Origin of the sequence: Pseudoalteromonas sp. SS15, assembly GCF_049257195.1 — a bacterium.
GTDB lineage: Bacteria > Pseudomonadota > Gammaproteobacteria > Enterobacterales > Alteromonadaceae > Pseudoalteromonas.
Map to the genome: position 1 here is coordinate 293,434 of NZ_JBMMUD010000003.1, position 13,459 is coordinate 306,892.

Genomic DNA, 13,459 nt, shown 5'->3' on the forward strand with positions numbered 1-13,459 from the left:
ACGATGAAGGTGATAAGTGAAGATTAAAGAGAACTGCTACGATTTTTGTGCATATCGTAGCAGTTTGATTGTTTTATGCGCTTAAACTATCGATTGATTTTACGCACTCTGAAGTTGCGGCCTTTCATTTTACCTTCACCAATCACGTTTAAGGCCTTGCCTGCAACTTTTCGTTCAACAGCAACAAAAGAGGCCATGGCCGTCACTTTAATTTTACCGATTTGGCTGCCTTTAAGCGCATTATTCGCAGTTAAAGCACCTAAAATATCACCCGGGCGTAGCTTGGCTTTTTTACCGCCATCAATTTGTAGTGTCACCATAGGTGCACGGGTAATCGGATTGTTAAACACGGCATCACTTGGCAGGTCACTCGGTTCAATGGTGATATCTAAATAATCTTCTAAGGCATTTACTTTATGAGACTCTTTATAACTCATCAGTGAACATGCAATGCCCGTGTTACCAGCGCGACCAGTTCGGCCAACTCGGTGCACGTGTACTTCAGGGTCGTGGGCAATATGGTAGTTAATCACCATTTCAACATGGTCAACGTCAATACCGCGAGCAGCAACATCGGTGGCCACTAAAATGGTTAAGCTCTTATTGGCAAAGCGCACAAGCGTTCGGTCACGGTCTTTCTGTTCTAGGTCGCCATGAAGGGCGGCACTATCAAACCCAAGTTGTTGTAACTCATCACATACAGCTTGGCACTCAGCTTTGGTGTTAGCGAAGATCACCGCTGACTTTGGTTGAAACTCAAGTAATAGCTTTTGTACGGCATCTAAGCGTACATCATTATTGTCTACTTCATAGAAATATTGGGTGATGTTGCTGTGATCGTGGCTTGCTTCGACCATCACTTTTTCAGGTGCCGTCATTACATGCTTAGCCAGTTGCTCAATTTTAGGCGGGAATGTTGCACTAAACAGTAAGTTCTGACGTTGTGCTGGGCAGTGCTCAATAATACATTCAATGGCGTCTTCAAAGCCCATTTCTAGCATGCGGTCGGCTTCATCTAGCACAAAGGTATTTACTTCGCTTAAGTCTAAACGACCTTTGCGTAAATGCTCCTCAATACGACCCGGAGTGCCTACAACAATATGCGCACCATGCTCTAAAGAGCCTATTTGTGGGCCCATCGGTGCACCGCCGCACAAAGTAAGTACTTTGATATTGTGAATAGCACGAGCAAGCTTGCGAATTTCAACCGCAACTTGGTCGGCTAATTCGCGCGTTGGACATACGACCAGCGACTGCACACGAAAACGTTTTACATTGAGGTTATGCAATAATCCTAAAGAAAACGCGGCTGTTTTACCTGAGCCTGTTTTGCCCTGACCAATCACATCTTTGCCTGCTAAAATTAACGGCAGTGTTTGCGCTTGAATGTCAGTCATGTGCTGATAACCCAATGATTCTAGGTTGTCTAACAAATCGCGAGAAAGGGATGTTTGAGAAAATAGCTGTTGCGTCAAGGTCAGGCTCTTTGAATTACTAAAATTGATTGGCGAGAGTATAGCATGGCTTGAGACTCAGGCTTAGCTAGTTTATTGTTGAGTAATTATCCTATTTGATGTCATATTTTTTACAGGGGAGTTTGACTATGCGCGCTGCAATTAATAAATGGGGCATTAAGTTTTTAGCAAGTGCCTTTCCTGCTAACAAGCCAACCTTGATAACGGGCAGTGGCGCGATGCTTAAACTGGCTAAGCTAATGGTGAGCAGTGGTGTACAGCGCCCTTTGATCATTGCAGATGGCTTTATGACGCAAAGCGGTAAACTGTCTGCATTAACGAAGCTTTTAACTGATGCCAATTGTCAGTTTACCGTCTTTGATGAAGTTGTGCCGAATCCGACCATGCTCGAAGTCGAAAACAGCGTGACTCTGGCTCAGAGTATTCAGGCTGATGGCATATTTGTCGTCGGCGGAGGCTCTGCGATTGATATTGCCAAAGTGGTTGCTGCGGCGCTTACCAATGGCAACAAACCTAAAAAACTCATTGGCATGATGCGGGTAAGAAACAAGCCACTCCCTATGTTTGCGGTGCCAACTACGTCAGGTACTGGCTCTGAAGTAACCGTTGCTGCGGTGATCTCTGACCCAGAATCCCATCAAAAAGCGTTTTTCTTAGACCCTGATTTTGTGCCACTTGCGGCAGGGCTCGATACTGATTTACTCGCTTCATTACCGCCTGCGATAACCGCTTATACCGGTATGGATGCACTGACTCACGCCATTGAAGCTTATATTGCGCGGGTACATTTTAATGATGCACAAAGTGATGCATTAACTGCAATTCGTTTATTGCTCGAGTATTTACCGCGTGCTTATAAAAACGGTACGGATTTAGAAGCGCGCGAAATGGTTGCGCTAGCCTCGTTTATGGCGGGTTATGCGTTTAGTAAACAAGGCTTGGGCTATGTGCATGCCATCTCTCATCAGCTCAGTGCTCATTACAATACGCCCCATGGTTTAGCCAACGCCGTTGTGTTACCGAGGGTATTAAGATTCAATAAACCACATTGTTTAAATCAACTGGCCGGAATTGAAAGTGCTATTTTAGGCTATGATTCGGAGTTGCCTGAGCAGCAGTTAGCGCACAATTTTATTAAGCGCATCGATCAATTGTCTGATGAACTTCAAATAGAAAAGTCCCTTGATAGTCTTTTAGAAAAAGACTTTTTTAAGATAGCAAAACAGGCGCTACGCGAGGCGAATGACTCTTACTCTGTGCCTAAAGCGATGAAACTTAATCAAGTAATTCGAATTTTGGATGCGGTAAAAGCGGGTGAGCGAGAAGTGGCGTTTTAAATAGCGCGAGGTTAGTTACTCGCGCAATTATGTTAGAAACTAAGGTTTAATTCCAACTTTGAATACCTATGACGCCATGGGCAGCGAGATACACGACCACCATTAACTGTAATGCAGCAAATATACTAGCGATGTAAAAGGCTGTTTTGGCTGTTAACTGGTTATAAAGTAGTTTCAACTTCCATACAGACCATGAAGAAGTTGCTGCCAATAGCAGACTTGAGAGCATGAGGCCCAAAGAGAAAAAACCGATATGACCAAGTCGGTCGATGGCTGACATAAGCCCAATAGCTAAAAAAAGTAAAAATAGTAATGCGCTCCAAGCATTGAATGATAGCGATTGCCTTATCTGAACTTCAGGTGCCGTCAGTTTTTTTCGTCGCCAAGGCCAGTAAAAACTATGTAAAATTAAACCAACTAGAAGCAGTAGCCATGTAATGGCGATGACTTTATCAGCCCATGCTTGAAGTCCAGAAACAGGTTTAAAGACCAAGTTACCGTAGTGCAGTACTTCACCTTCGATGGGGTCATTAGCAAACGCCATAACTTCTTCCCCCTGAGGGTTTAGCCATTTGCCTTGCTCAGAGTAATACAGTGTGCGTTGCCAATTGGCAGGCAATAAAGAAGAGAAGTTTGCAGAGTCTTGTGTCACCGTTAACTTCCTAGTCGCGATTAAACGTTCTAGGAAAAATTGTTTTTCGTTTCTTGGATTGATGTATTGGTAATAACCTGATTGAGCTATGAGTTCTTCGGGAATTTTGCTTTGTGCGAACTCAGGTTTTGCATAACTGTTAGCAAGTGCTTTACTAATCAACAGAGTTAAAGCGCGATATGCTGCTGGGTGTTCGCTATTGAGTAGCACTACAAATCCAGTTTTATGTTTGGGGGAGTACACTAATTCAGACATCCAGCCCGGCAATGTGCCATCATGACCGCGATATCGGTGACCTTGATAGTATCTCGAAAAATTAGCAATACCATAACCCGCGGTAAATCGGTTCAAGTTAGTGCTTTCAGAATGTTCCATTCTATTTAGTGTGTTTGCAGATAAAAGTGGCTCCCCCTGATTGATTAACATCATAGTAAATCGACTCATATCTTCTATGCTGGCACTTAAACTGCCTGAGGGTTGCATTAAAATATGTTTAAACGGCACAGGCTGATGACGTTTATACCCAGTTGCAGCGTTATCTTGGTCAAGTGGTTTGGCATAGCTGCTATGTTGCATGTTTAATGGCGTGAAAATATGTTGCTCGACATAGTCGGTAAATTTCAGGCCTGATGATTTTTCAACTATACGTGCGGCGACTGTCGCAGCAGAATTGGTGTAAGCCTGTCGTGTACCCGGAGGCCATCGCGACGTTCGGCTGTTTGAGTTAATCGCTAACGCGTCATCAAGGTTTAAGGCTGGGGTATTTTCATAGGCAAATTCGCTCAGTGAAATATCATTCCAGCCTGTGGTGTTTTCTAATAAATGTACTAATCGCAGTGGGTGAGTGTCTTGCCAAGGGTTATGAAACTCCAGCCCAGGATAAAGAGTACTGACTCTATCGCTGAGTTTAACTTGCTTTGCTTCTACCAATTGCATCACAGCAATGCCAACAAACATTTTACTGATTGAGGCAATACGGTATTGGGTGTGCTGATCGGCAAGCGTGTTATTTTTTATATTGGTCACTCCCGAGACCCTGATAAATGCTGGTGTATCTTTTTGTAAAATGGCATAAGCCAACGAGGGAAGCTTATATTGTTTAACGATTTTCTGAATATCTTGATCGAGTAATTCTAAATCATGGTTAGTTAATTCAGCAGAGGCTGAAAAACTAAACAGCAAGCATAGCAGACTAATAACTAAGCTCTGACTAATAGCATAAATGACAAATTTCAATGTAAGTCCTTTGTTTTTTTATAAGTAAAAAGCTGGTGAAACACTTTTATTGGGTGAGTAATAAAAACACAAAGAAAGTTTTGTGAAGTCTCGTTAAGCTATGTCAGAATGGCTCAATAACAAAAAGTCACATCTTGTAAGGCTATAATTTAAAATGGAAAGTTTTTCTTCAGAGCAAATGAAGTATCAGTTCGATGACTTTGAATTATGCCTAGATAGTGAGACATTGAGACGCTTTGGCAAGCGACTCAATATTGAACCGCAACAATTTACACTGTTGTTGTTATTACTTGAGCAACGCGGAGAAATCGTTGAGCGAGATGTTATCCAACAGCGAGTTTGGGTTGGTCGTCCGGTCACGGATGAGTCGATTCGTGCCGCAGTTAAAAAGTTACGTGATTTACTCGGTGATGATGCTCGCACCCCTAAATTTATAAAAACGGTACCTAAGCAAGGATATAAATGGCTATTACCTGTTCAAGTAATAAGGTCAAACACAGCAACAGAGCATAAACCAGCAACTAAAAGTCTAATCAGTATTTTGCTGGCATTACTCGTGGTAGTCAGTTTAATGATGTGGTTTGTACAGACTGAATCAGCGGTAGTAAAACCAACTCAATTAAGTGTAAGTAATATAACAGAACTATCAGGCTCAGAAGTGTTTGCTGATTACCATAGTGACACACAACGACTGGTATTTTTACATAGAGAAACCAAATCCAGTCCGCAGCAAATATATATCAAAGACTTGACATCTAATTCTCTCAATCGCCTCACATGGGATACGCAAAATTATACCAACGTGTATTGGTCACCAGATGGTACCAAGCTGGTTTATGGTGCGGGTAATGGCATTGGCTATCTGCACTATATTGCTGAGTTTGATAAGCTGGGTGATGTAATAAAAACCCAAACATTGAATGATAAAAGCTTAAAGAATTTATTTGTGATTGGCTGGCTCAAAGCGCAATCAGGCTTATTGTTTGCGGAGCAAGTCAAAAGCACTAAGCAACATAGTATTTATCAATATGATTTAGAGTCAAAACAGTTAAAAACACTGAGTTACCCCAATGTGGCAGGGAAGGGAGATTACCTAGCAAGACTCTCTGATGATGGCGCTAAATTGGCGATTTTGAGAGAGGTGAGCAAGCAAAAAGCAGCACTGATTATTATCGACTTAAAGTTGGGGGATGAAGAAGCCAATGTTATGTTGCCTTTTGCTGCAAGCAAGTTGGTTTGGTACGAAAGTACAGAGATCTTTTTGAGCAGTTTTAATGGTCAACTAGCCCACTATAATTTGCTGAGTAAAAAAATAGAACAAGATATAACTCTGCCAGCAAACACCCATGATGTATTTGCCAGCTGTGGTGAGCATTGTTTGATTTTAAGGCAGCATAATGGCGACTTTTTAGATATTAAAGAGCGCCCACTTCAAGTCACAGTTGAACACAATGCATTATTCAATGGGCGTATATTTAACTATGCTGGGGCTCAAGACTTTCCTTCTTATTTAAATGCTTCAGCCGATTTGGTATTTGCGGCATTAAATAATAAGCAGTTTTCGATAGAGCGCATTAACTCTCATGGCAAACGCTTTACGCTCGCAGAATTTAATGGTGCTAACACACTGAATGCATTGGTCGCATCGGATGACGGCAACCAATTAGCTGGTATTATTTCTGGACGGTTATTTATCTTGAACACTCAAGAAGCCAAAACTACACAAAGCCTCAACTTTGTAACTGCGGCTTTAGAGCGCGTTGAAAATCCTATTTGGAGTGCAGATAATCGCTCAATTTATGTTGCTCACTTAAAGGGGAATGTGCCAAATATAGTGAAGCTCAATGTATTCAATGGTGAGAGGGAATTTGTTGCTTCAGGCTTTTTGAGCTTTAAACCTTTAGATACTGATAATGCGATTGGAGTAGACACGTCACTGACGGCTTGGTTCTTAAAAAAGGGTGAACAAGGTTGGCAAAAGCAGTCGAAACTGGCCCAGCTGAGTTCAGCAAGCCCTAATCGTTGGCGTATAAAAAATAACTTACTTTATTTCTCAAGAAGAGTCGCAAGAGAGGGGGAAGTTTGTTTCGTATCTCTCTCTTCACCTTTTCAAGATGCGGTGTGTGAAAAAATGGACGACAACCAATTTCGTCTGAACTTTGATATTCATCCAAAGCAACAAGCTTTGTTGATGGTTGAGTCATTAAGCGCACAAAGTAATATTGTGCGTTTAACTTGGTGATAATGTCTCTATTTATGCTGATAGCCATTGTAGCAGTGTGCTCTTTAGCTTATGTTTTTGAATGGGCTTAGATAAATAATCACTCATACCGACCGATAGACATTTTTCTTTTTCGCCTTTCATTGCATTTGCTGTTAGGGCAATGATAGGTATTTTTAGATGCAAGGATTCTCTGATCTCCTTAGTTGCTTGATATCCATCCATAATAGGCATCATGCAATCCATTAAAATTACATCGAATCTTTTTGGTTGCTGTTTCAGTATAGCGATTGCATCTTGACCATTGTTAGCAGTTACGACGCTTACATTAATTGCATTGAGTATGCCTTTTCCTACAATCTGATTTACTGGGTTGTCTTCGACTAACAAGACATATATTTCTTTAGTTAAAATATTACTTTGCGTTTGTTCATCATCTCTCAGCTCTTGGTTGGTTATTAATACATCAAGGTGTGACAGCTCTACAGGTATGGAAAAAGTAAATTTGCTTCCTTTACCTATTTCACTTGTCACTTGAATAGTCCCTTGCATTAATTCTGCTAACTCCCTACAAATACTGAGTCCCAGACCAGTGCCACCAAATTTTCTGGTAGTCGAATTATCAGCTTGTTCGAAAGCATTAAATACATTTTTAACCTGTTCTTCCGTCATGCCAATACCCGTGTCACTGACTTCTATACTTAGTTTCCTTTTTATATTTGAGTTGTCATTGCCTTCATTGAGCCGGACTGTGATAGAAATTTCACCTTTATGGGTAAACTTAAGGGCGTTACTGATCAAGTTATTAATAACTTGGCTTATTCTTAATTCATCAGCAATGATTAGGAGTTCTTTGTTTGTATGCATATGCACAGTAAAGCTTAAGGCTTTATCATAAGCTAGATGGGTGTGTATTTTAGTGAGGCTATCTATTAACTCGACCAGATTAAATTGGGTTTCTTCAATCGTGAGCTTTCCGGCTTCAATTTTTGATAAATCTAAAATTTCGTTGATTAAACTCAGTAGTGTTTCGGCACTTGAATAAGCCAAATGCGTAAATCTTAGTTGTTCACTATGTTCTTGGGAATTGAGAGCGAGTTCCAAAGCGCCAATCACACCGTTCATAGGAGTCCGAATTTCGTGACTCATGTTAGCTAAAAAGGCTGACTTTAGTTTTGTTGCTTGTTCTGCTTGCTCTTTCGCTTCACCTAATGCCCAAGATTTAAACTCGAGATCTGCAGTGTACTTTGCAAGCTTTTGTTCGTTATTGATTTCATCTGTTTTATCTTCAATTGATATAAAGAAGCCAATAAAGTTGCCATGATTATCGAAGTCGGGAGTATAAGTCGTTTTTAAACTGAGTTGTTTATTTTTTACTGTTTGTTCGTCGATAAAAGAAGTCGCGCTACCAGAAAACACTTTTTCTATATTACTTTGTATCAATGACAGGTTACTTTCTGAGACCGTGTCTTCAATCAGTTTATTTTTATAGAAGTTAGTTGGTTTTTGTAGCCATGATTCAAATTTGTTATTAACAAATTGGTAGCGGCGAGATTTATCAACATAGCCCAGCATGATGGGCACGCTATTGGTGAGGTTTTTAATAAATAAATTACTTTTAGTTAAGCGCTCAGTTTTTTTAGCTACTTCAGCTTTGATCTTTTTGGCAGTTTTTAACTCTTTATAGTAAATGAGCGTTAAAAACATGAAGAACATTAAACTTAAAAGTGCAGAGAGCACAGGCTCAAATGTTTGGTGTGAAGCTATATATGATTGTGGGATTGAGGCTTGTATCATCCATTGCCTGCCCGCAATATTATCAACCGATACAGATACATTAAACGTAGACACATCATTCGCTTTAGGGGCTATTTGAGTTAGTAGTGAGGCTGAAGAGGTAACATCATATAATTTTAAATTACCAAGTGATGTAAACTTATCACTCAAAGCGTCTTTGAGAAAATCAGTTGATTGATAAACTCCAAGTGCAAAGCCTTTTAGATTATTTAATGTCTTTAATGCCCCTTTCTCATAGATTGGTAAAAAAACCAGAAAGCCTTTATCGGGGCCTGTTAGTTGTACAAGGTTAACGCCTTCAGTTGCCTGAATAGAGTTTGTATTAGCTGCTTTTAGTAAAGTTTCGCGTCTTGCTAAATTGGAGTGTAAATCAAAACCAACCGCTGATTCATTACCCATAAATGGTTCTACAATCGAAACGGGGAAATAGAACTCTTTAATTCGCGAAACACGCATTTCATTGTTAATTCTCTCTCTAATTTCAAATCCTTTATATATTTCTTGCTGTAATGCTTCGAATTTTGTTCTGTCTTGGTGTGAGACTTTAGGGATCCACTCAAGTGCCTGAATGGTTTGATGCCGTTTGAGTGCCTGTTGAGCAATACTAGAAAATTCATTTTTACTGACATTATCGGCAGAGGAGTAGACAGAGCGGATCAGATATAAAATTTCAAAATGGACTTGAATTTCTTTTTGTAAATTGTTGGCAACTTGTTCAACTTCAGATTGGTAGTTATTGATGATGGCTGTTCGTTCGATACTTTTCATCCAAAATAAAACTAACCCACTGATGAAAAAGCCTGTTACTGCCAGAACTGTTACTTTTAGTATGCTTGAACTCAAAGTTAAAAACCAAATTGATACAATTAATATAAATTTAGTGGATGAGTATTTTTTTTCCACAAACTGCCAGCTTAATTCTTCTTTGTCACAATTAAGCTGGCATTATTTGTAATACTAATTAGAAGTAACCTCTCCGACCGCTACTGGCGCTGAAGTTTGCTCTTTAATCGCATTTAAAACTGCGACCAGTGTATTGTGTTGGCTATTTTCATGGGCTCTAACACTGATAGCGGTAATGTCTGCATTGGCAGCGAGTTTGGCGATATTTACATTAATTGCATCAATTTCAACTTGGCGGTTATTTAAATACACCTTGTTGTTGGCATCTATGGTGAACTGTGGGGTCACTTTGGGTGTGACAGACAATGTCGGTGAGTTGTTTCGTTCGATGTCTAATACAGCTTCTTTGTTAAAGCTGGCGGTTACAATAAAAAAGATTAATAAGATGAAAACAATGTCTAGCATCGGATTCATGTCTACGCTGAGGTTTTCTTGCATGTGTGCTTTGGCTGTTTTTATCATTTTCGTTTCTCCATGTTGTTTCAATATTCAGCCTAGACCACGCTTGTAACCTCACTTTTAACCTGTTGTTAATATTTACAATCTTTCACAAAAAGCGAGATTTCTTCTACCAAGAAATAAAAAAGGGTTAACCGTTAGGTTAACCCTTGAGGGCATATGAGTAGGAGCAAGCCCTGATGGGCTTACATTTATACCAATCCTCAATAATACTCAATCATTTTGAGGGACTAAAACGGACGCTAGCTTCGTTACAAATTTTTTATTTAGAACAACTAAATAACAAAATTTTCGCCTTGCCTACATGGAAGTAGGTACCTCAGCGATAGCAGGACGCGTGAGCGGTGCTATCGCCTCGTTTTCCTTGCCTCAAAATAGATCACTTAATTAAGAGGATTGGTATTACTCTTTAAAGTTGGTAACTGACTTTGCCAGTAAGCTCAGCGATGTCAGTGATCTTCGTTTGACCTTTAATCTCAGCAAATGGCTTGTCTTGGTAGTTTGCACCACGCAGTTGTACGTTGATACGAGACGCTTTAGGATTCGCTAACGTTTCATTGTAGAACTGTTTGATATCAGCCAGTTTTACATTGTGAACTTCTGTGATCATTTGTTGTTTAGAATCGTAATTCCAGTTCTCTTTATACCAATCAGAGAAGATAGGAGAGACTTCTTCATACATATTCTTAGGTGCTTGCGTCAGGCCTACTAGTACGCCTTGCTTAATTGCAGCAAATTGCTCAGGTGTCAGTGCATCTAGCTTGGCTTTGTACTCTACCTTGAAGTCATCAAAACGCTTTTGCGCTTGTACTAGGTCCATGACAGGTGATTGGATATATAGACCAATACTTGCATAGTCATCAACCGGGTAGTAGAACGCACCTACGGCGTAAGCCAGTTGCTCTTCAGTTCTTAATTGGTTAAATGCTTCATGGCTGAAGTGCTTAGCCAATACGTTAGCAATGGCTTTTTGTTTGAAGCCAGCTTTACGATGAACATGAATATCTAATAAGCCATTGTCGGCAGCTGCGGTATCTTTTTGATAGCTCAAAACCTGTTGCGGTAATGGTGCAATGGTTTTGGTTTTTGCAAAGCTTGTTTGCGTGTGGTTGCTACCAAGCGTTTTGCTGATAACCTCAGCAACGTTTTCTAAATCGCCTTGATTGTAGTTACCAAATGCAAATACACGTGGTTGGTTTGCCTTTACCAGCTTTTCTAAGCGTGCTTTGAAAGTCGCTACATCTAACTTTTGTGCCGCAGCGATTAACGCGTCATCTTCAAAGTTATTGGCTTCAGTTAAATTCTGAAGGGCAGGGAACAACTGACGAACAGTAAATTGCTTTTGTGCGTTATTGATACCACGAATAAGGCGATCTTTAGCTTGAGCAAAGTTCGTCTCTGTCACCTCAGGAATGAGATCAGATAGCATTTCAGCAAGCAGCAAGTTTTGCTTATCAGTGAAACCGTTCAATAACAGACTCATACCGTTACTCGTTGTTGCACGCGTGCTGATACCCGCAACACTGGCTTCAGCTTGCAATAAGCTTTGTTGTAGGTTGTATAGATCTGACCAAAGTGCAAGAGACACTTGGGTTTCGATATCTGCATTTGCTTCGCCGGCATTTAGGTCAATTTTTAAGATGCCTTTTGGTTGCTCGGCAAATAATTGACTTGGGTAATGCCACACTTTTACGCCGTCTTTTTCAACTTTAAGCTCAGCGGTCGATTGCTTCATACCCGCTGTTTTTAGGTCGAAGTTTTCAGGTAATAGACGATTCACTTTTGGTAGTGCTAATGCCACTTGGGTTGGTTTTTTCCAGGTTGCAATTTCGCGCTCAGCAATGTCTTCGATGCGGTATTCACCCGCATAGAAATGTTGTTTCTGATCGACTTTCTCATTTTTGCTGGTATACCAAATTCTTAGAGTGTCTGGCGTTAACTGTGATAACACGTCATCAACCGCTTTGGCATTGAATTGACCAAAATAGTATGGCGCGTTGATGCTGTAATTTAGCGGGTAATCTTGCATGCTGTTAACTAACTGAGCGGCATAACTGAATTCGTCGACTTTTTGTAAGAATCGGAACTCGTTATCAAGCGAGGTTTTGATCTCTTTGTAGTACTTTTCATCAACCCCTTTTTCTTTAACGAGATCAATGTACTGCATGATGATGGCAACGATTTCGTCACGGTTCTGCATACCTAAATCAGTCAGGTTTAAGGTAATAGACATTTCACCGTAGTTACCATAATGATTTGGTGTACCGCCAGCATTCAATGAACTGATCCAGCCCAATGCTTTTAGCTGCTGCGCTGGTGTGCCAGGCATTTCTGAGCCAAGTAAGTAAGACACAAATGCATTTGGTTTGAACTTAAACTGGTCTTGATTGTTTTTAATGGTGAAATCAAGTTTTAGTTGCTTTAAGTCTTGGTTAGGCTTGTAGTAAATTTTCTTACCGCCTAACTCTGCAAAGTTAATTTCTTGCTTAACCTGCGGCTTCTCGATGCCTTTGTCCTTAATCGGTGAAAAGTGTTTCTTTGCTAACTTTTCCATTTCATCTAGTGAAGCATTGCTGATCAGCGCCACTTTCATGATGTTCGCAGAGTAGTATTTGTTATAAAACTCAACGGTTTCTTTGTGAAGGTTGCTGTTTTCTTTATCGCCTAATGTTTCTAGGTTACCGATTAAGAAGCGGTTAGCTGGGTGTTCACCCATCATATCGCGTGATAATTTGAACTGACCGAAAAAGTCCATTTCACGACGCATTGACCATTCAGCGTTAACAGCGTTGATTTCTTTTTCTGTATATTCAGGGTAAAGCTTTGGTGACTTAAAGAAATCAGAGAAGCGATCAAGTGCTTCGTCATAGGCGTCATTGTTCACTTTGAACATATAGTTTGTATAGGTTAACCAAGTCGATGCGTTAGAAACACCGCCATTCTCAGTTAAGAATTCTTTGTACTGGTTTGTTTCAGGGTACTTGTCTGTACCTAAGAAAAGTAAGTGCTCAAGATAGTGCGCCATACCTTGTTGTGTCATTGGGTCTTGTAAAAGACCGACACCGACGTTTAATGCCGCTGCAGATTTCTCAGTTGTAGGGTCAGACACCAAAATCACTTCAATGTTATTTTCTAACTTTAAAGTTCTGTAGCCGCGTTGGTCATTCGGACTAACAGCAAGCTTATCAAGTGGTGCAAGTGCGTTCGTTGCACTTGCTTGTGTATTGTTATTTGATGTTTGTGAACAAGCCGCAAGTGCTAATGCCAGAGCACTAATCGTAAATGCTTTTTTCATAGGTGTCGTCCTTTGAAATTTATCAGTTTTGAATATTTAGTTTACGCCTTTGGAATAAGTTAATCACTCAATTCTATCGGCGTT

The 13,459-nt window shown here is 40.3% G+C and carries 7 protein-coding genes; 2 read left to right on the forward strand and 5 right to left on the reverse strand.

Annotated features, from left to right (window positions below):
• Positions 1-86: 86 nt before the first annotated feature.
• On the reverse strand, positions 87-1,475 hold the full coding sequence (gene dbpA / locus AAEU28_RS08380) for an ATP-dependent RNA helicase DbpA (RefSeq protein WP_421963703.1): 1,389 nt from the start codon (positions 1,473-1,475) through the stop codon (positions 87-89).
• A gap of 128 nt (positions 1,476-1,603) precedes the next feature.
• On the opposite strand from dbpA, the gene AAEU28_RS08385 reads away from it, so the two are divergent.
• Positions 1,604-2,812, forward strand: coding sequence for an iron-containing alcohol dehydrogenase (locus AAEU28_RS08385; RefSeq protein ID WP_421963704.1), 1,209 nt, complete (start codon positions 1,604-1,606; stop codon positions 2,810-2,812).
• A 46-nt stretch (positions 2,813-2,858) separates the two neighbouring features.
• Here AAEU28_RS08385 and AAEU28_RS08390 read toward each other — a convergent pair whose 3' ends face one another.
• Complete coding sequence (locus AAEU28_RS08390) at positions 2,859-4,700, reverse strand: serine hydrolase domain-containing protein (RefSeq protein ID WP_421963705.1); 1,842 nt, start codon at positions 4,698-4,700, stop codon at positions 2,859-2,861.
• A gap of 154 nt (positions 4,701-4,854) precedes the next feature.
• Here AAEU28_RS08390 and AAEU28_RS08395 point away from each other — a divergent pair, with 154 nt between their 5' ends.
• Positions 4,855-6,942 (forward strand): winged helix-turn-helix domain-containing protein, encoded by a 2,088-nt coding sequence (locus AAEU28_RS08395; RefSeq protein WP_421963706.1) that lies wholly within the window; start codon positions 4,855-4,857, stop codon positions 6,940-6,942.
• Between the two features lie 12 nt (positions 6,943-6,954).
• Here AAEU28_RS08395 and AAEU28_RS08400 read toward each other — a convergent pair whose 3' ends face one another.
• The 3 genes from AAEU28_RS08400 to AAEU28_RS08410 all read right to left on the reverse strand — a co-directional run bounded on the left by AAEU28_RS08400 (position 6,955) and on the right by AAEU28_RS08410 (position 13,375).
• On the reverse strand, positions 6,955-9,561 hold the full coding sequence (locus AAEU28_RS08400; protein WP_421963707.1) for a CHASE domain-containing protein: 2,607 nt from the start codon (positions 9,559-9,561) through the stop codon (positions 6,955-6,957).
• A gap of 114 nt (positions 9,562-9,675) precedes the next feature.
• Entirely contained in the window at positions 9,676-10,083 is a 408-nt protein-coding gene (locus tag AAEU28_RS08405; RefSeq protein WP_421963708.1) for an ExbD/TolR family protein, read from the reverse strand.
• Between the two features lie 406 nt (positions 10,084-10,489).
• Positions 10,490-13,375: an insulinase family protein gene (locus AAEU28_RS08410; RefSeq protein ID WP_421963709.1), complete on the reverse strand. Its 2,886-nt coding sequence runs from the start codon at positions 13,373-13,375 to the stop codon at positions 10,490-10,492.
• Positions 13,376-13,459: the final 84 nt, after the last annotated feature.